General features: G+C 47.4%; 17 protein-coding genes and 1 riboswitch. Of the genes, 11 read left to right on the forward strand and 6 right to left on the reverse strand.

Features of this window, described 5'->3' with window-relative positions:
- Positions 1-33 precede the first annotated feature (33 nt).
- Positions 34-243: a hypothetical protein gene (locus ACFPXP_RS03235; RefSeq protein ID WP_379892302.1), complete on the reverse strand. Its 210-nt coding sequence runs from the start codon at positions 241-243 to the stop codon at positions 34-36.
- A gap of 273 nt (positions 244-516) precedes the next feature.
- Here ACFPXP_RS03235 and ACFPXP_RS03240 point away from each other — a divergent pair, with 273 nt between their 5' ends.
- The 10 genes from ACFPXP_RS03240 to aspA all read left to right on the forward strand — a co-directional run bounded on the left by ACFPXP_RS03240 (position 517) and on the right by aspA (position 12788).
- Entirely contained in the window at positions 517-1434 is a 918-nt protein-coding gene (locus ACFPXP_RS03240) for a lysylphosphatidylglycerol synthase transmembrane domain-containing protein (RefSeq protein ID WP_379892304.1), read from the forward strand.
- On the forward strand, positions 1431-2636 hold the full coding sequence (locus ACFPXP_RS03245) for a glycosyltransferase family 4 protein (protein WP_379892306.1): 1206 nt from the start codon (positions 1431-1433) through the stop codon (positions 2634-2636). The genes ACFPXP_RS03240 and ACFPXP_RS03245 overlap by 4 nt, the downstream gene beginning before the upstream one ends.
- 173 nt (positions 2637-2809) lie before the next feature.
- Positions 2810-3391 carry a TetR/AcrR family transcriptional regulator gene (locus tag ACFPXP_RS03250; RefSeq protein ID WP_379892308.1) on the forward strand — a complete coding sequence of 194 codons (582 nt, stop codon included), beginning with the start codon at positions 2810-2812 and terminating at the stop codon, positions 3389-3391.
- Between the two features lie 105 nt (positions 3392-3496).
- Positions 3497-5500 carry a YhgE/Pip family protein gene (locus ACFPXP_RS03255; protein WP_379892309.1) on the forward strand — a complete coding sequence of 668 codons (2004 nt, stop codon included), beginning with the start codon at positions 3497-3499 and terminating at the stop codon, positions 5498-5500.
- Between the two features lie 259 nt (positions 5501-5759).
- Positions 5760-8201, forward strand: coding sequence for a nitrite reductase large subunit NirB (nirB, locus tag ACFPXP_RS03260; protein ID WP_379892311.1), 2442 nt, complete (start codon positions 5760-5762; stop codon positions 8199-8201).
- Between the two features lie 17 nt (positions 8202-8218).
- Positions 8219-8554, forward strand: a complete 336-nt coding sequence (gene nirD, locus ACFPXP_RS03265) for a nitrite reductase small subunit NirD (RefSeq protein ID WP_379892313.1) — start codon at positions 8219-8221, stop codon at positions 8552-8554.
- 92 nt (positions 8555-8646) lie between these two features.
- Positions 8647-9423 (forward strand): formate/nitrite transporter family protein, encoded by a 777-nt coding sequence (locus ACFPXP_RS03270; protein WP_379892315.1) that lies wholly within the window; start codon positions 8647-8649, stop codon positions 9421-9423.
- A gap of 182 nt (positions 9424-9605) precedes the next feature.
- The gene (locus tag ACFPXP_RS03275) at positions 9606-10289 is read left to right on the forward strand and encodes a uracil-DNA glycosylase (RefSeq protein ID WP_379892317.1); all 684 of its coding nucleotides are present in this window, start codon (positions 9606-9608) and stop codon (positions 10287-10289) included.
- Positions 10290-10369: 80 nt separating this feature from the next.
- Positions 10370-11245: a DUF4397 domain-containing protein gene (locus ACFPXP_RS03280; RefSeq protein ID WP_379892319.1), complete on the forward strand. Its 876-nt coding sequence runs from the start codon at positions 10370-10372 to the stop codon at positions 11243-11245.
- A 124-nt stretch (positions 11246-11369) separates the two neighbouring features.
- Complete coding sequence (aspA, locus tag ACFPXP_RS03285) at positions 11370-12788, forward strand: aspartate ammonia-lyase (protein WP_379892321.1); 1419 nt, start codon at positions 11370-11372, stop codon at positions 12786-12788.
- 103 nt (positions 12789-12891) lie between these two features.
- Here aspA and glsA read toward each other — a convergent pair whose 3' ends face one another.
- Positions 12892-13815 (reverse strand): glutaminase A, encoded by a 924-nt coding sequence (glsA, locus tag ACFPXP_RS03290; RefSeq protein WP_379892323.1) that lies wholly within the window; start codon positions 13813-13815, stop codon positions 12892-12894.
- Between the two features lie 213 nt (positions 13816-14028).
- On the opposite strand from glsA, the gene ACFPXP_RS03295 reads away from it, so the two are divergent.
- Positions 14029-14997 (forward strand): cell wall hydrolase, encoded by a 969-nt coding sequence (locus ACFPXP_RS03295; protein ID WP_379892325.1) that lies wholly within the window; start codon positions 14029-14031, stop codon positions 14995-14997.
- Between the two features lie 50 nt (positions 14998-15047).
- Here ACFPXP_RS03295 and thpR read toward each other — a convergent pair whose 3' ends face one another.
- From thpR to ACFPXP_RS03315, 4 genes are all read right to left on the reverse strand, one after another.
- Positions 15048-15641 carry an RNA 2',3'-cyclic phosphodiesterase gene (gene thpR, locus ACFPXP_RS03300; RefSeq protein ID WP_379892327.1) on the reverse strand — a complete coding sequence of 198 codons (594 nt, stop codon included), beginning with the start codon at positions 15639-15641 and terminating at the stop codon, positions 15048-15050.
- A gap of 215 nt (positions 15642-15856) precedes the next feature.
- Positions 15857-17197 (reverse strand): nucleobase:cation symporter-2 family protein, encoded by a 1341-nt coding sequence (locus ACFPXP_RS03305; protein ID WP_379892329.1) that lies wholly within the window; start codon positions 17195-17197, stop codon positions 15857-15859.
- Complete coding sequence (locus ACFPXP_RS03310) at positions 17191-17790, reverse strand: xanthine phosphoribosyltransferase (RefSeq protein WP_379892331.1); 600 nt, start codon at positions 17788-17790, stop codon at positions 17191-17193. Before ACFPXP_RS03310 ends, ACFPXP_RS03305 begins: the two co-directional genes overlap by 7 nt.
- A gap of 138 nt (positions 17791-17928) precedes the next feature.
- Positions 17929-18030, reverse strand: a riboswitch (purine riboswitch).
- Between the two features lie 227 nt (positions 18031-18257).
- Entirely contained in the window at positions 18258-20000 is a 1743-nt protein-coding gene (locus ACFPXP_RS03315; RefSeq protein WP_379892333.1) for a sensor histidine kinase, read from the reverse strand.
- Positions 20001-20253 lie beyond the last annotated feature (253 nt).

Raw genomic sequence — 20253 nt, forward strand, 5'->3', positions numbered from 1 at the left:
TACAATCGAAGTCTAAACGGAAAGTTTTCGTCTTTAAGTTACCACAAGAAAAATCACTAATGCGACAATAGACAACACTCCGGCAGCAACATATACAAGGCTAAGCCGCAAAATATTCCCTTTTGTCCGTTTCATGTAATCTGGGTTTTCCTTGTTTTGTTGAATGTTTCCGATGACGATCGTTGCTACTGCCGACAGCACACAAAGAAGTAGGATCGACCCGTAAATAAGCCATTCATTCATATGTAACCCGCTCCTGTTTTGAAATCTGTTGATGATTTCATCATACCATACGAGTTTTATTTTGGTATAGGTTTGTTCGTCACAAATCAACAATATACCCTTTGCAAAACAAATGGATTGTAATATAGTGGAGAAAGTGAAATTTCCATGAGATGAATACATTTCTTTTTTTAGCTGAAGTTTTCGCAGTTTCCGCGTATGCGGCTAGCATTTGTTATGAAAAATAGAGTAATAAGCAAACAGGCGACCTTTGCTTGGATGGGAGGGCTAGTGATGAAATTGAAGGGTAAAAAATTTTGGCTGTTTGCGGTCAATTCCCTTCTGCTCGTTGTAGCCTTTTATTTTTTGTTCACCCATATGAATATGAAGCTGTCAGATATATGGCGCTTTTTACTGAATGCGAATCGTTGGTTTTATTTATCCTTAATTGTGTTCACGATCTTCTTAGTGATGCAGGCATGGAATTGGGTTCAAATCCTAAATCATCCTGGTCGGCTGATCGCCCAAACACGGGGCTTACTCATTTACATCAATTCGCAGTTCGCCAAATACATCCCTGGAGGCGTATGGAATTATGTCGGCAGGGTCTATATGACTAGTCAGGCCGGTGTTGCCATCCCCCATCAAATGCTGACGCTGTTTTATGAAAATGTGCTGCTTGTGTTGGCAGCTGCCGTATATGCCGTTTATTTGCTATACTTATTAAATATGCTGACATTAACGGGACTTATTTTGTCAGCCGCCGCCTTCGTTTTGTTTTATATTTTTTACACACCACTTACAGGGTGGACGGAAAAGCAGTTAAGAAGGTTTAAAAAATTCAAGAATTTGCAGCTCTCACTGCCAAGGAAATCATTTTTTACCTTTTTAGGATACTTCTTAGTCAGCCATTTTATTATGGGGCTTGCGTATTGGATGCTGCTGAAGAGCTTTGGTCTACAGGATGTATCACTGTTCTACGCGGCGGGAACCTTTGCTCTGGCCTGGCTTGTCGGTTTGATGAGTCCACTGCCGGGCGGAATTGGTGTCCGGGAAGGCTTTCTTATCTACTTGCTGCAGTTCCAGGTTCCGCTGGATTTGGCAACGCAGATCTCCATTATCACAAGGATTTGGAATATTATTAGCGAATTGTTATTTTTCATTCTCATGAACGGCTTTGCATTATTGAAGAAGGGTTGGAAACAAATATGAGAAAAAAGAATGTGCTGCTGGTGACAGGCAATTTTCCTCCGGGAATCGGCGGCATGCAAAGCTATTATCACAATTTATGCTTGGAATCCAAACATCAAATTACAGTGCTGGCTCCGCATTATCCGGATGACGAAGCGTTCGATGCGAAGCAGCCTTACGATATTATTCGAGGACGTTTCTTTCAAAATGAGAGCATACAGCCAAGCGGATGGGGACGCATGTTCCGCATGGCGAAGAAGACGATTGAGGAGCGCAGCATTGATATTACGATTTATGGATATGTGCTGATTGGATTCGTCGGCTGGCTTCTCAGTGTGTTTGGCGGACATAAATATATGGTCTCTACACATGGAAAGGACATGCTGGAGTTTAAGAAAATTCCGGTTCTGCGGACCTTGACCAAAATGATTTTAAAGCGAGCAGACGGAGTGCTGACGAACAGTGAATATACTCGAAACCTGGTTGAGGAATACGGAGTGCCGCGTTCGAAAATTCATATTGTCAATCCGGGCGTGGAGGAGCATTTTGAAATTCGTGAAAAGGACCCTGTGCTTGTCGAGCGATTTGGGTTGAAGGATAAATTTGTGATGATGACGCTGAGCCGTCTCGTTCGCCGTAAAGGTCACGACATGGTCATTCAGGCGATGCCTGAGATTCTAAAACAAATTCCTGAAGCGGTCTATTTGATTGTCGGGGACGGACCGGAGAAGGAACGATTGCAGCAGCTCGCACAGAGCTGTGGTGTGCAGAACGCGGTTATTTTTGCTGGACGAGCTTCGGATGGGGAAGAAATTCATAAATTTTATAATACGTGCGATTTATTCATTATGGCCAGCCGCCACCTGAAGGTGAAGGGCGACGTTGAAGGGTTCGGAATTGTGTTTCTTGAGGCCTCCTGCTGCGGCAAACCAGTGGTTGCAGGTAACTCGGGAGGCATTGCAGAAGCGGTTCTGCATAATGAAACGGGTCTGCTCATCGATCCGAATTCGGTGGAGGATATCAGTTCATCTGTCATCAAATTGTACAAGGATGACGAGCTTCGGGAAAGACTCGTTGATCGGGCTTACAAAAGAGCGAAGAGCGAATTTAAGTACAGTTATTTAGCCTCCATCATGGACAGCTGTATTTCGATGATTTGCGATAAAGTCAGACCGACCGGAAGATCAGCGAAAGTGAAGGAATCGAAGCATTTGCGTGTATAATGTAAGAAAGTGAGCCGAGAGGTTCACTTTTTTTTGCATGCGGTTCATATCGTGACTTTCCTCACAAAATAACACTTGAAAAGATTTGTGATGTGGAGTAGAATGTCTGTCATGGAAACCAACTGACTAAATTTGATTTTTGGTCATTATTGTTCGCATCAGGAGGTGAGTTTGTGAAAGGAACGGACCGAAAGCAGTGGATATTGGATGCAGCGCTGAAGTCGTTCGCCATGTTCGGCTACAAGGCGACGACGATGGAACAGGTAGCCAAAATTGCGAAGGTCGGTAAAGGAACCATCTACACATTCTTTACGACGAAGGAGCAACTATTTGATGAAATCATTCATCAAGTGATTATGGAAATGAAGGAGCTTGCCGATCACACGATTGACCGAAACCTGCCTTTTCTGGAAAATTTGCATCGGGTGCTTTATGGTATGCTCGATTTTAGAGAGAAGCATGAGCTGACGATACGATTATCCTATGAAGTACAGGATATGGGGACACCGATGGCCAAAGAAGGTATGCTGAAGGTTGAGAAGGCGATCCGGGCTTATATTCAAAAAGAGATCGAGCGTGCGATTGAACGCAGGGAGATTAAAGAATGCGATCCTCAGGTGACAGCCTTCGTTATTTTGAAATTGTACGTTGCCCTTGTCTCAGACTGGTCTAAGACGAACGAACCGCTTTCGAAAGAGCAGATTTCCGGAATCTTTAAACTATATTTGGCGGAAGGGCTAGAAATCAAAACATAATTTTTTTTTGCATGAAAATGACTAAATATCCGATTTGGTCACTCGGTTCGATAGTATAACTTGGCTTCATCAGATTAAACATAGAGGCAAGAGGAGGAAGACAGTATGAGAAATTGGAGTGGAAAGCTGGAATGGGCATCCATCATAAAAAACAAAAAAGTTCTCATTCCGGTCATAGCCGTTTTATTCGTACCTTTACTGTATAGTTCTTTGTTTTTGTGGGCGTTCTGGGACCCATACGCTAAGATGGATGTCATTCCGGTAGCGATAGTCAATGAGGATCTGGGTGCCGAGCTGAACGGCGAAGAGATTCATATTGGTTCCGATCTGGTGGAACAATTGAAGCAAAATGAAGAGTTTCAGTGGGTATTTACGGATCATCAGGAAGCCCAGGAAGGAATGGAAGAAAACGAATATTACATGGAAATTCGTATCCCGGCTGATTTTTCCAGCCGTGCGGCATCTGTGATGGATGAGCAGCCTGTGAAAGCACAGCTGCAATTTATTCCGAACGAGTCGTACAACTTCTTGTCGGCCCAAATCGGAGGAACAGCTGTGAAGGAGCTGCGGACAAAGCTGTCGGAGCAACTGTCCGAGGCCTATGCGGAAGCGATCTTCCAGAATGTTACGGCTTTGGCGCAGGGCTTATCGCAAGCGGCAGACGGTGCCCAGCGAATTTACAACGGAACGGAAGAGCTGTCTGCGGGAGCAGAACAGATCGATACGTATTTGAGCGAACTGTCTGCCGCCTCGGCTTCTTTAAGAGCGGGTTCGGGAGAACTTCAGTCTGGTGTAACACAGCTTCAGACCGGAACGACCCAGCTTCAAACGGGAACCGAGCAGCTGTCCAGCGGCTTAGAGCAGCTTAACGGCAAGCATCAGCAAATCATTACGGGCGGTGAGCAGCTCCAGCAGGGGCTCCAGCAAATGCAAGACAGCCTTACGTCCGCTGAGAGTCAGATGAGTCAGCTTCAGACGGGAGCAGGTCAGCTCGCTGAAGGCCTTGCCCAGTGGATGGATGCGCATCCTGAACTGGCTGACGATGCATCGCTTCAATCGTTCTTGAAATATAGTCAGCAGATCGCAGCCGGAATTGACCGAACGGCGCAAGGACAGTCGGATTTGAAGAATGGGCTGGAACAAGCAAACAGCAGCACCGGCACCTTGGTGGACGGAATGAAGCAGTTCGGCAGCAAGCTGAGCGAAGCATATGAGGGAAGTACAGGGGTTGTCTCTGGTGTTCAGCAGTTGGCCACAGGCGAGAATAAGCTGCTTCAAGGCGTGAAGGAATATGCGGCAGGAGTCGATACGTACACGACGGGTGTCGATCAGTTAGCCCAAGGCAGCGGCAGTCTGCGGGATGGCAGTGATCAGCTGGTTCAGGGTGCGGATGAGCTGTATACGAAGCTTGCGGATGCGGTAGAGCAAACGTCCGCTATTCATGGCAGTGATCCTCTGTATAAGATGGTGGCGAATCCGGTAGAAATCCAGGAACAGAAGTTTACGCAGGTACCGAACTATGGAACAGGTTTCGCGCCATACTTCATATCCCTCGGATTGTTCGTCGGCGCTTTGCTTTTCACCATCGTATTTAATGTGAAAAAGCCCGTATCCGAACCGAAGAGCGGTTGGAGTTGGTTTTTGGGTAAATGGTCCGTCTTAGCTCCGATTGGCATCATTCAAGCGCTCCTTGTAGATGTCATCGTGCTTGGTATTCTGAAGCTCGAAGTGCAGAGTGTATGGCAGTTTATCGGACTTAGCATGCTGACGAGCCTTACCTTCATGGCATTGATTCAATTTTTAGTTACGATCTTTGCGGATGCCGGACGTTTTTTGGCCATCATTATTTTGATTTTGCAGTTAACGACAAGCGCGGGCACATTCCCGTTGGAGCTCATTCCGAACTTCCTGCAGCATTTTAATAAGCTGTTGCCAATGACGTATTCGGTATTTGGCTTCAAAGCAGCGATCTCCAGCGGCAATACGGGACAGTTCTGGGATAACGTCATGGTTCTGTTGGTATTCGCTGTCGTGCTTGCGGCATTGACGTTCGTTTATTTGACGGTGGTGAAAAAGAAATCCGGTACGGTCACCGAACAGACCGTGTAAAGATGAAAGGGAAGGGCGGCCAATAGGCCGCCTTTTTTAATGAGGAAATAGACATATGAATGAGAGGTGCGTCCGTCTTCAAGTACCTGCATGTCATAAATTGTTCAAAACTTTCGTGATGGTTCCGTTTACATTGTGATTTATTTCACAAAAATGATGTCCATCTCTCGTTATAATTAGAAGCATCAAAGAGCAAGAACACGAAATTCAGTCCTTTGCTTTTGCCGAGCATAAGGCCTTAATAGAGGAGTGTTGAATCATGACTGCACCGAAAGAAAAGCTGGTTGTCGTAGGGAACGGGATGGCAGGCATCGGAACATTGGAACAAATATTAAAGCTGACAGACCGATTCGACGTGACCGTATTCGGCAGTGAGCCGTACCCGAATTACAATCGCATTCAGTTGTCCTATGTACTGGAAGGAAGCAAGAAGGTCGAAGATATCATATTAAATCCGCTTGAATGGTACGAAGAGAATGGAATTGAACTGTACATCGGCACGGTGGTAGAACGTATTGATACGAATCGCAAAGTCGTTTTAACCGAGCAGGGGGAAGCCTTCCATTATGATCACTTGATATTGGCAACAGGCTCCAAGCCTTTCATTCTGCCCATTCCCGGCGCAGAGCTTGATGGTGTCGTCGGTTTTCGTGATATCCAAGATTGTGAAAAAATGCGCGAGGCTGCAAGGACAGTTCGTAAGGCCGCTGTCATTGGCGGTGGATTGCTTGGGCTGGAGGCAGCCAAAGGACTTGTCCAACTCGGGATGGAAGTCACGGTCGTTCATCTGATGGACAAATTGATGGAGAGACAGCTGGATGGCCGTGCCGCACGCATGCTGAAGGAGGAGCTTGAACGACAAGGCATTGCTTTTATGCTGGAGACGCAGACGAAGGAGCTTGTCGGAGATACACGGGTGACCGGCTTGAAATTTGCGGATGGACATGTGCTGGAAGCTGAACTGGTCGTCATGGCTGTCGGTATTGCACCGAATATTGACATCGCGCGAAAAAGCGGCTTGATGGTGAACCGGGGGATCGTTGTAGATGATGTTATGCGAACGAGCGAACCGAATATTTACGCAGTCGGTGAATGCTGTGAGCATAGAGAAATATGTTATGGGCTTGTTGCCCCATTGTTTGAACAAGGCGGAGTGCTGGCAAAGCATCTCGCTGGATTGAATCCAGAGCCTTACAAGGGCTCGACCGTTTCCACGAAGCTGAAGATATCGGGTGTCGATGTGTTCTCCGCCGGTCAATTTATCGAATCGGAAGAGCATCAAGTGCTGACCGTTCAGGATGACTGGAAGGGTACGTACAAGAAGGTGCTGCTCAAGGATCGAAAGGTTGTCGGGGCCGTACTGTTCGGTGATGTCACCGATGCAATGGTGCTGGACAAATGGGTAAAGAACGCATCGGAAATGACACAGGATATGTACGACAGCATCTTCGACGGAGGAACCTGCTGCTCCGGCGACAAAAAGGCAGGCCTATCGGTTGAGGCGATGGATGACAGCGAGATCGTATGCGGCTGCAATGGAGTGACGAAGGGGACGATTGTAGAAGTTATTCAAGCGAACAGTTTTACCACGGTGGAAGAAATTAAGAAGTGCACGGGCGCAACGCGCAGCTGCGGAGGCTGTAAGCCGATGGTTGAACAAATTTTGGCTTATGTGTTAGGTGACGAATTCGAAGGCGGCAGCGCCAAGGAAACGATTTGTGCTTGTACCGACTGCACGCGCGACGAGGTGGTTGAAGCGATTCGCGAGAAGAAGCTGACCCATGTGAAAGAGGTTATGATCGTATTGGGTTGGATCAATCCGGAAGGATGTTCGAAGTGCCGTCCGGCGATCAACTATTATTTGGGGATGGTGTGGCCTAAGGAGCATGAGGATGAGCTCGAATCGCGCTTTGTCAATGAACGCCTGCACGCGAATATCCAAAAGGATGGAACATTCAGTGTCGTGCCTAGAATGTACGGTGGAGTCACAACGCCAGGCGAGCTGAAGAAAATTGCCGAGATTGCCGAAAAGTATGAGGTTCCTATGGTGAAGGTTACCGGCGGTCAGCGGATCGATCTGCTCGGCATTAAGAAAGAGGACCTTCCTTCGGTATGGGCGGAGCTGGATATGCCTTCGGGAGCAGCGTATGCCAAAGGCTTGCGGACGGTAAAGACTTGTGTCGGCAATCGCTTCTGTCGTTTTGGGACGCAGGATTCAATCGGCATGGGCATCACGATGGAAAAGAAATATGAGGGATTATACATGCCTGCCAAATTCAAAATGGCTGTTAACGGTTGTCCCCGCAACTGTGCCGAATCGAGCAATAAGGATCTTGGCATTGTAGGGAATGACGGAGGATGGGAGATCTACGTCGGCGGAAATGGCGGTATCAAGGCAAGGATCGCGGACCTGTTTTGCAAGGTGAAGTCGGATGAGGAACTGCTGGAGATCTGCAGTGCATTCATCCAGTATTACAGAGAAAACGGCAAATATTTGGAGCGCACTTCGGATTGGATCGAGCGGGTCGGATTGGAAACCGTGCAAAAAGCAGTGATTGAGGACAAAGCGCAGCGAAAAGCGCTGGTCGAACGACTGGAGATCGCAATCAGCCGGCATAGAGATCCATGGCAGGAAGCGATTCATAACGGAAGCTTGAGAATGAACCTATATGAACCGATTGAAGTGACACTGCAGAGTTAAAGGAGGGTGCTAAAGAGATGACTACGCAAACGATGGGTTATATCGCCATTGGAGAACTGCATCAATTCCCACCCATGTATGGGAGACTGGTTCGGGCAGGACAGTTGGAAATCGCGGTGTTTCACACTTCTGAAGGAGAGCTGTACGCTTTGGAAAACCGTACGCCGCATGCCAAGGGCGGCACGCTAGTTGAAGGGATCGTCAGCGGTCATTACGTGTACTGTCCGATGCGGGATTTGAAGATTGACCTGCGGGACGGCAAGGTGCAGGAGCCGGATGATGGAGAAGTTCGAACGTTCCCGGTACGAAGGATAGGAGACCGATTGGAAATGGGCATTCCCGATACACTGTGAAACCGAGAAACAAGTGAAGCGGGCAAATGAATCTTTTGCAAGAATAGAAGGATATGAAATCAATGAAATCGATAAGATGGTGAGGGATTCCCATGTACAGTGAAACCGTAGAGCGGATGGCGCAAGCCGCGGTGAATAAGAGAGATTTTATGAAGCAAAGCCTTACGAGATACTTCATGTCTGCGGGATTAGCCGGAGCGTATGTGGGACTCGGCATCGTATTGATCTTTATCGTAGGCGCTCCATTATTCGCGCAGCAATCGCCTGTAACCAGTATGGTGATGGGGGCGTCCTTTGGGATTGCGCTGACTCTGGTGATATTCGCCGGATCAGAGCTGTTTACGGGCAATAATATGTACTTTGCGATCGGGACGCTTTCGAAGAGAACGACCTGGGGCGAGACGATGCGCAACTGGTTTTGGTGTTACGCCGGCAATCTAGCGGGAGCTTTACTGCTAAGCGCACTCGTCATTGGAACAGGCATTTTCAGTCAAATCACACCGGATCATTTACTCATGTCTATTGCGGCTAAGAAAATGTCTCTCAGCTATACCGAATTGTTCTTTCGCGGGATTCTGTGCAACTGGTTCGTATGTTTGGCGATTTGGACATCTAACCGAGCAGGAAGCGATGCGGCAAAGCTGATATTAATTTGGTGGATGCTGTATGGCTTTATCGCTTCAGGCTACGAGCATAGTGTCGCGAATATGACAGTACTCAGCTTGAGCTTAATGCTGCCGCATCCAGAGACGGTATCTTTGGCCGGCTGGTTTCATAATTTGATTCCCGTCACGCTTGGAAATATTGTAGGCGGAGCCGTTTTCGTAGGAGCCGTGTATTGGTTTGTATCCAAAAAGAAGGAAGCTTAGCGGTTCATGCAGCTAAGCTCATCATTGTACCGCGTGTACTCAGGTCACGTGGTTTTTTTCTTGCCGTTGCGTAAAAAATCTCGGAATTTCTACATCAGGTACAGGATGAACATTGACAGGTCTTATGAAGGCCATGTAAGATCGGTGCATCGAAGAAAGAAGAAAGCGGGGAGACATATCCAATGAAGGTGAACGAGATACCGGGGTGGAGCATGCTGGAATCTGAATTCCAGCAGCCTTATTTTGAGAGGCTGATACAGTTTTTGAAAAAAGAATATGAGAATGAGACCATTTTTCCTGAAAAGGAGCGTATTTTTCATGCGCTGCGGTCTTCCTCGTACGAGCATACGAGAGTGCTTATTCTAGGTCAAGATCCATACCACGGTAAAGGACAAGCCCATGGACTGAGTTTCTCCGTCCAGCCGGGCGTACAGGTTCCTCCTTCGCTGCGAAATATATTTAAGGAACTGCAGGATGACTTAGGCTGCACGATTCCGGATCATGGATACCTGCAGCCGTGGGCGGAGCAGGGTGTGCTTCTGCTGAACAGCGTCCTTACCGTAAGGGAAGGCCAGCCGAACTCACATCAAGGCAGAGGTTGGGAAAGATTCACCGATCGTGTAATGGCAGAGCTCAATCGAAAACATACACCGGTGGTCTTTATATTGTGGGGGAAATATGCGGAAGCCAAAAAAAAGCTCATTACCCAATCCCACCACTTGGTGATCACCTCGCCTCATCCGAGCCCACTGTCCGCTCGAAGAGGTTTTTTTGGCAGCAGGCCGTTTTCCCGAACGAATGCCTTTCTACGCGAGCAGGGGCTGATGGAAATAGATTGGCAGCTTCCCCCGATCGTGAAAGGGTAACCCATTCCTGTCCTTTACATGTCATAACCGTACAAGCCTCAGGCATAAGGTTATTACAGTACAGGGAAAGGAGGGAACACATGGAAGATTGGAGGTTAACGCTTCAAAAAGTAGAGCTTTACGGAACGCTTGCCAACTTCTATAGGTTTTCAAATCCGGAATTGCATATGTATTATGACAAAAAAGCGGTGCAGGCTGTGCAGAAGCTGAATGAATACATTCGAATGTACGGAGATCCGTTCGAGCAGCAGAAAGGCATTCCCTCAGCAGTTCAACCGGGTCCTAACTCAGCATACCCGATGCCGGCAGCAGGTCCGTACCCATATGTAAATCCTTATCTTGGCCAGCTCCCTCCGTTAGCCTCACCCGGCGAAATGGAGACGGGGCGTGTTCGTATTTTACATGCTTCCATGGACACACCGGCATTGGACATTTATGTGAATAAGAAGAAACTTGCAACCCAGCTAAAGTTTAAGCAGGTGACGGATTACGAACCGCTTGTTCCCGGTAATTACCGAATCGAGGTGTATGCTGCAGGCGAAAAGTCCAGGCCCCTATTAGAGACGCGTGCGACCGTTCAACCAGGGAATACATACACTGCTGTGGCCACAGGGCATTCGGAGCGGCTGGAGCTGCTTCCCGTTCTCGATGAGCCCTTCGTTCTACCGAAAATGACCAAATTGCGGCTTGTTCACCTTTCGCCTAAAACCACCGCAATCGATCTAGCCTTAAAGCAAGGCAATGTGATATTCCCTGGGGTCGTCTACCGAAGAAGCTCGCCTTATGTGCCGCTTGAGCCGGGAACGTATGACTTGGAATTGCGCGCAGCAGGGATGAACGAGGTGCTGCTGGATCTGCCGAATGTCACGCTGGAAGCAGATCGAGTCTATTCGATCGCAGCTGTCTCCACGATTCAACGGAAATCAGGCTTGGATGTCATTTTGCTGCAGGGGTAATGGATCGGATCGGAATTGGCTATTTTTGCAGGTACTCGAAATTCGGGTTTTAAGCGATATATCCAAGAGGAGCAGGGTAGGATACAATTAGAGTATGAAATCATGAGAAATGTAGGAGGCATCTATGGTGTCCTATCGTGTCGAAAAAGATTTTATTGGTGAAAAGCAGGTTGATGCAGATGCATATTACGGCATTCAGACCGTGCGTGCGGTTGAGAATTTTCCGATCTCTGGAGTGCGCATTCATCAAGAATTGATTATTGCATTGGCAGAAGTGAAAAAGGCTGCAGCTCTCGCCAATATGGATGTTCATATGCTGAAACGAGACATCGGCGAGATGATCGTCAAAGCGGCAGATGAGATCATTGCGGGGAAGTGGCTCGATCAATTTATCGTGGATTCGATTCAAGGCGGGGCAGGAACCTCGATCAATATGAATATGAATGAAGTGCTGGCCAATCGAGTGCTGGAGCTGATGGGAAAAAGCAAAGGAGACTATTTCCACTGCAGTCCTAACAACCATGTGAATATGTCGCAGTCAACGAACGATACGATTCCAACAGCACTTCGGATCGCTGCTTATCGCTTGACGCAGAAGCTGCTTGGAACGATGGTGCAGTTTCATCAAGGCTTGCTGAGAAAGGCAAAACAGTTTGACGAAGTCATCAAAATGGGACGCACCCATTTGCAGGATGCCGTACCGATCCGGTTAGGGCAGGAGTTCGGTGCCTATGCAGGTGTCATCTCACGGGATATGAAGAGAATAGAGCAAGCATGTCAGCATCTGCTCACGATCAATATGGGAGCCACTGCCGTCGGAACGGGATTAAACGCCGAGCCGGAGTATATCCGCAAGGTCTGTGAATATTTGCGTCAGCAGGTGCAGTTCGATGTGACGACGGCCGAAGACATGGTCGACGCAACGCAAAATACGGATGCGTATACAGAGCTGTCTGCGGCACTGAAGGTCTGTGCGGTCAATATTTCTAAAATTTGCAACGACCTGCGTATGATGGCCTCCGGTCCACGTGCCGGACTCAGCGAAATTTTACTGCCGCCTAGACAGCCGGGATCTTCGATCATGCCCGGGAAGGTGAATCCGGTCATGATCGAAGTGATGAACCAAATTTCGTTCCAGGTCATGGGCAACGACCATACGATCTGTATGGCTTGTGAAGCTGGACAATTCGAGCTGAATGTCATGGGTCCGGTCATCGCGCTCAACCTGCTGCAATCGATTAAAATCTTGAATAACGGATTCGATGTCATTCAGCGGTATGCCATGGACCAATTAGAAGCGAATGTGCAGCGATGCCGCATGTATGTGGAGCAGAGCTTCGGTGTGATCACAGCGTTGAATCCTCATTTAGGATACGATACCGCGGCGCAAATCGTGAAAGAAGCACTTAAAAGCGGAAGAACGATCAAGGAAATTATTCTTGAGCGACAGCTGTTAACAGAGCATGAGCTGGCGACGATTCTCGATCCGTTCCAAATGACATCACCCGGTATCGCGGGTATTGAGTTTTTGCAGCATCAGTAAATTTCCCTGCGCGGATGTCTTCGCTGGCCTATGCACGGTTTTTTTGCTGCGTGAGATTTTTGCGTCGATGCAAGGCCCCATATGAGGTGAGGCAGCCACAGGATTAGAACATGCTAAGCTCCCAAGCGGAAGCTATTTTTTGCAGCAAATGAACACCGGCAATACTGTTTCCTTTCTCATTCAGGGCGGGCCCGATGACACCGATACCCAGCTTGCCGGGAACGACCGCAAGAATGCCTCCGGATACGCCGCTTTTGGCTGGAATGCCGGCTTTGATGGCAAACTCGCCGGAGGCATTATACATGCCGCACGTCAGCATGAATGTTTTGGCGATCTGCACATAGCGTTTGGGAACGATCTGCGCAGATGTGACGGGATCGATGCCGTTGCCTGCCAAAATCATCCCCATGCGCGCAAGCTGCCTGCAGTCTACTTCTATGGCGCAGTGCTTGAAATAGAGATCCAGATTTTCTTCTACGTCGCCTTCCAGGACACCTACATCCTTTAGAAAATAAGCTAATGATCGATTACGGTTGGCGGTATTCTTTTCAGAGGAATACACTTCCTGATTGAATCGGACTTCGTCTTCCCCGAGGAAAGTGGAGATAAATGCAGCGATACGCTCCCATTTTTGAATGAGAGATTCGCCTTTGATCATCGAAGTAACTGTAATGGCCCCGGCATTAATGAGCGGGTTGAAAGGCTTTCCCGGAGGGACCAGCTCCAGCTTGAGCATGGAATTGAAGTCATCTCCGGTAGGCTCCATGCCAACGCGTTCGAAAACGTATTCTTCACCGTGGTCCATGAGGGCCAGCAGCAGCGTAAATACTTTGGAGATACTTTGCAGCGTGAAAATGGCGGATTCGTCACCGCATGAAATAGGCGGACTGCCGATCGGAAACAGTGTGATTCCAAGCGTATGAGGATTTGCTTTAGCTAATGCAGGAATGTAGTCCGCGGTTTTTCCGGAAGAGCACAACGTCTTGCTTTGTTCCAGCCATTGCTCCAGCTGATCTTTTGAATACATCGTATGATTCCTCCCTTTATCATCACTTACACCGAACTAGAACCAATCCTATGCGTTTTGCTCCTATCCAAGCCTAACTTCCTTTCGAATTAGACATGCACCAGCCTATTTCCTGCCTTGCGTACAGCCTGTCTGGAAAATCGTTGATGCTAATCCTTTCCTGTTCATCCTCCGAACTCTATGCTAAAGTATCCATGAAAGGAGTGAAAAGGGTTGCATCAATTGAAAAGATGGTCTATCAACTTGATCACCTTGTTGGTCATGACGTTGGTGTTGTCTGTCTATGGCCAAACAGCTACAGCCCAAACTTCACAGCCCCAATGGGTCATTAATGGAGAAAGCTACACATTCAGCGCTCGACCTACGGTAAAGGATAATCGCTGGAACGTACCGGTTCGCGAGATTGCCGAAAAACTGCAGGTTCACTTTCGATGGGATGCGGAGGAAGGGCAGCTTTCTATGTATTCCCCGCTGAGAGACCACATTGTATTAGAACCGGATCGCTATGTCATGCAATTTAACGGAAAAAATTATATTACAGACTCTGCACCTTTCCAAAAAAACGGAACGATGTATATGTCCGCCAGACAAGCAGCAGAACTATTTCATTTGAAAATGCAGTGGGATCGAAACACCAATACGATCTATCTTGATGCGCTGCCTGCAGAGCAGGTACAAGCGGGTGAGACTTGGGCAACGGTCAGTGCAAAGCTGAAAATCAATGAGCAGCAGTTGAAAAAACGCAATCCTCAGCTAACAGAGCAGCTTGCAGAGGGGGATGAAATGAAGTGGATCATCCCGCTCATGATGAAGCAGGAACTGACGAATCCGAATTTAACGCTTCTTGCTAAGCTGATCTATGCGGAAGCGGGCCATGAATCCTACAACGGACAGCTCGCGGTAGGCAATGTCATTTTGAATCGGGTAGAAGATCCGAGATTCCCGGATACGATCCCGCAGGTGATTTATGCTCGAGGGCAGTTTACCCCCGCTCTAGATGGAACGCTCACTGAATTGGAGCCGTCGAAACAGAGCATGAAGGCTGCGAGAGAAGCGATGCTTGGCGTAGAAGTAGCCGGTGACGCATTGTATTTCTATAATCCGAAGCGCAACGCGGATAATCCGTTTTTCAAGTCTTTGGAAGTGGTCGTCAATATCGGCAGTCACCGCTTTTCAAAGTAGCCGGTAATGCGCTCATATTCTCGCCAGGCTGCAGCAGTCCAAAAAAGTTTCTATGATTTCCACTCGATGGACTGCAGAGGCGAATACATGGGTTTCTGACCTAATCGGCTCTCATATAAGGTGATGGATTGTGCCTCCCATTCTAAGGGAGGTTTTTTGTTGTCTGATCCGAATAAAGAGCTCTCCTCGTCTAGAAATAAATGTGCGGGAAACAGCTCTCCAGTATATTGGCGCGCGACAGTAATGTGTGCTTTGAACGGCTTACCATCATCTTCAAAGTGAAATTGACTGGTTGTATTTCTTACCTTGGCAGCCAGTTCTGGAAGCACATCTTCTGGGTCGTGAACACCTTTCCACAGTATGGATGGCCGCTGCTTTCTGCCAAACCATCCCCAATGCCCAATTTCCAATGGAAAAGGGTGGAGGGCTTGCAGGGCGGAGGATAGAGCGTTAGTTAACGGATGGACTAGTGACGGATCGGCTTCGCCTAAAAATTGAACGGTAATGTGGTAATCCCTCGGGTGCACCCACTTGCGAAAGGTCAGCTTGGACCTGAGAAGTTCACTTTCCTCGTGTATCGCCTCTTGAATCGATTTCGGCAGGGGCAAAGCAAGAAAGATACGGATCGGCTGATCTGTTTTCATAGGGCAGCTCTCCTCGTCTAGGATACGAACATCCTGCAGATATCACTTAAAGTTATTTACCCATTAGTATATCCTGTGATGGCGAGGTTATCGCAATGGATTTTCAGAGCCGTCTCATGGTGACATAAAAGAAAAAGGAAGAACATCGGCTCGTTTACCGCTGCTCTTCCTTAATCATCTATGAACACTAGAATACGTTTGGGATAAGCTGATGCTTACGCATGGACTTCAGATGAAGCTGTTGGTGCAGAGCCTTCAGCGGAAGCATCTTTTGATGTGGAAGCTAATTTCGATTTACCTGCATGGAACATGAGATTTAGTAAAATCGCCGCCAATCCGCCCATGACAATGCCGTTGCTGGCGAGAATTTCAAGCTGCTCTGGCAAACTCGCAAAGATGCCCGGCATGATGGTAACGCCAAGACCGATTCCTACGGAGCATGCGATAATAAACAGGTTTTCGTTGTCGTTAAGATCGACACCGCCAAGAATTTGAATGCCGGAGGAAATGACCATCCCGAACATGGCGATCATAGCACCGCCAAGAACCGGCGAAGGAATCAATGATGTAAGCGCCGCTACCTTAGGAGAAAGCCCAAGCAGGACGAGCAAGATCCCCGCAACAATAATGACGTTTTTCGTTTTTATTTTTGACATTTGCACAAGCCCTACATTCTGGGAAAAGGTCGTGTAAGGCAGGGCATTCAGCGTGCCTCCCAGCAGCATGGCCAAGCCTTCCGCCCGATAGCCTTTCGCCAAATCTTTGGATTCAAGCTTGCGATCGGTAATTTTTCCAAGAGCCATGAATACGCCTGTCGATTCTACCAGGCTGACAATGGAGACGAGAATCATGGTCAGGATGGCGGATAGATTGAATGTCGGGGCACCGAAATAAAATGGATGTATGTTTGCCGATACCCATGATGCCTGAGATACTTCGCCAAAATCAATTTGTCCCATCAATGCAGCTGCAATGGTGCCTGCAATAAGACCGATTAGTATGGAAACGGCTCGTAGAAATCCTTTCGTAAAACGGTTGAGCAGGATGATCAGAATGAGTACCCCAAAAGCTAATGCGACATGCTTGCCGCTGCCGTAATCCGGGAGCGTATCGTCGCCTCCCGCGATATTGTTCATGGCAACGGGAATTAAGCTAAGACCAATGATCATAACGACCGATCCGGTCACGACAGGCGGGAAGAACCGCACAAGCTTGCTGAAGACGCCGGAAATGAGAATGACGAACAGAGCGGAAGCGATAATAGCCCCATATATGGCAGTAATCCCTTGATGCTGACCGATGGAGATCATCGGAGCAACAGCGGTGAACGTACAGCCTAATACAACAGGAAGTCCGATGCCGAAAAATCGATTCGTCCATACTTGAAGCAGTGTAGCTAAACCAGAGGTCAGCAAATCAATCGAGATCAAGTATGTTAATTGCTTTTGATCCATGCCTAAGCTGACGGCGACCAAGATCGGAACAATGACGGCTCCGGCGTACATGGCGAGAACGTGCTGAATTCCTAAGGATACGACTTTGCCTTGTTTTAGCATGATACACCCTCCTGAGACTCAGTTTCAATGAAACGGACTTGTCCGTTTTCCAGCGATGCAACACGGGCAAGCGATTCGACGCGGTAGCCCTGCTGCTTTATTTTTTCTGCTCCCTGCTGGAAGGACTTCTCGATGACGATACCGATGCCGGCAACAGCCGCACCTGCCAGCTCCACAATACGAGCCATTCCAAGTGCCGCTTCACCATGTGCCAAGAAGTCATCGATAATGAGCACACGGTCGGAAGGAGCTAGAAACCGCTTGGATACGGCGACTTCGTTACTGGTTTGTTTCGTAAAGGAGTAGACCTGCTCTGTCCATAGGTCGTCCTTTAAGGTTAGAGATTTCTGCTTGCGTGCAAAGACGACAGGAACGTTCATAACAAGACCGGCCATAACGGATGGAGCTATGCCGGAGGATTCAAGCGTTAATATTTTGGTTACGGCTTCGCCTTCAAATCGGCGGGAAAACGCCTTGCCGATTTCCAGCATCAGATGAGGCTGAATTTGATGATTTAGAAACGAGTCCACCTTCAATACTTGATCCGATAAGACGAGTCCTTCTTTTAAAATCGTATCCTTCAACAGCTGCATAACATAAACCTCCTCGAAAGATTAGCAGGAAATGGCGGAAACAAAAAAACTCGAAACCTTTCGGAAAATCGAAAGGTTTCGAGCAGTCTGTGGCGAGTCGCGGAATATCGCGACGTCTTATAGAGCAGGGATGGGACCTGCGATATACAGACCACTCATAGTCTAGCCATTTACGGCAGCTAGGTAGAAACTTGCGGGCCATATCCCCGCCATTATATGAGAGGTTACATAATGATTTAATTGAGATACATCCATTTCATAAATGATTAAAATATCGAATTTGCAACGACATATGGATCGATTCATTCGTTCCGATACGGGCATGTCGTCTCGATGAAGAAACAAAAGGTACGAAGAAAGTGAATAAGATAATGAAGATTATAATCGATGATATCCGAAAAATAAAGAGGGTAGGCATAATTTGTCGAATATTACCGTTTCTTAAGTTTTGGGCATCAGCTGCCATTTCAATCGTTATCTATCGGCAAAACAATATTAAAGCAGATAAATCCATCTGTTTCTTCTACATCGATCGTTCCTTTATAATGCTGGACACGCTCTTTCGTAACGGCTAATCCGATTCCGTCATGCGAATGGTCGTGCTCAAGCTGATCCTGCTTCGTGCTAAATCCAGGGTTGAATAGATTTTGTTTCACTTCATCGGTCAATGGACGGCACCGGTTTTTCACCTTCATCATCAAGTGGCGGTCATCCAGCTTCATTTCGAAGTCAACTTGACGCTGATCGGGAGGGAATTGGCTCACTTCGTCAAAGGCGTTGTCGAGCAAATTGCCGATAATTTTTACGATATCGACGGATTTCACACCAAATTTAAGCTTTTCAACGCTGCATACCCGGTAGGTGAAATCAATCTTTTTGCCCACGGCGACGGCGAATTTCGCCTTCACGATGGCCGCGATGGCGGGATGTCCAATCCGTATATATTCGTTCACTTCTTTAATTTCCCCCATCAGCTCACCGGTATATTGCTTGAGGGCATCGATTTTCCCCATTTGCACCATGGTGTGAATGGTTTGAACGTGATTGAGGAAATCGTGCCGTTGTCCGCGTATCGTAGTAAACATTTCATTCACCTGTTGAATGTAAGCGACCTGGGCTGATTGGACGGCGATATCCTTCGTGCTGCGGACAAAGCGAAACATAAAGAAAATAATGATTAAGCTAAAGAGTGTTGCAAGCAGGATGGTGAGGCCAAGCAGCGTGAGCTGATGGTTTAGCGTACTTTGAACGGAACTGTAATCCGACACGATACCAATCACATAGGGGTGCTCTGTATCTGCTACAGGAATAAAGCTTTTGAGCACCTGATTCCCATTAATGGTAGTTACATAATTGATAACCTTTTGCTCTTTCATAGCTCGCTCGACATCAATGACGTCCTGATCCTCATTGGCGTACGTGTATGTGCCGTAAAGAATAGGGCGATCGATCAGCCGCACCCATTTTTCGTTGTGTTGATTCTCAGCGATGACGATATCGTTGGAACCGAATTTCCCATAATTAAATACCGTAATTTCCTTCAGATATTCATTCTCCTCCAGCAGTTTATCTACGACAGCTGTAGGTCCGGTCAATTGATCGTACCGGTTCATATTATCGTCATGAATATAAGGATCAATCATATAGTTGGTCGTGCCATCGTAGAAGTAGCCCCACTTGTCGATACTGGAAATATCTGAATTAGCGACCTCGAATGGGCCTGACCAGAAGTTGGGTAGCACTTGGCCTCGTTCTACCGTAACCGGTTTCAGTTTATAAAGCTCGTTAAATGACTCGAACCAATACCCCATATGCTTCGTGCTTAATCCAATTTGTTCCGGGGCAGAAGACCGGTAACCGATAAAATCATCTTCTGTTTTTTTAAAGAGGGTGATGTCCGATATGCCGATTTCATCCCGCAGCCGCTCCAACTGTTCGTTAGTTATATTCTCGATGTCAGGATCAAGCGCATATTTCGCGACGAGAGAAGCCGTTCGAAGCTGCTCAGCCATCAATTCTTCAACAAATTTCTTGCCGGTTTCCGAGTGCTGCACGGAAATGCGGATATGCCTAGCAATCGCTTCCACTTTTTCCTGCAGATCGGTTTCTAGCATTTGTTTTGTTGAAAAATAATATAGTGTATTGTTCATGACAAGCAAGCCAACTACAAGAAATGCGGTTATAAAAAGTACCCGGGGTTGTCGGAACATGTTTTTCACCTTAGAAGTTAGAATGATAATGCTTTTCAATGCCTATTATACATTCAAAGAGAGAACAAAGATACTTCTTTTCACAAGATTTTTCGATAAAATACAACATTTTTCGTGGATTTCTATAGCCCGAGTTCGACAGTCACTAGGTAAACAAAATGCCCGGATCCCTTGTCCTGCTTAGGTTTACGGGCAACTTTAACAGAAATGGCGTGTATCTATGGTTTTGAGTGGATTTCTAGGAACCTTGGAG

This window comes from Marinicrinis lubricantis (genome assembly GCF_042658665.1).
Lineage (GTDB): Bacteria > Bacillota > Bacilli > Paenibacillales > KCTC-33676 > Marinicrinis > Marinicrinis lubricantis.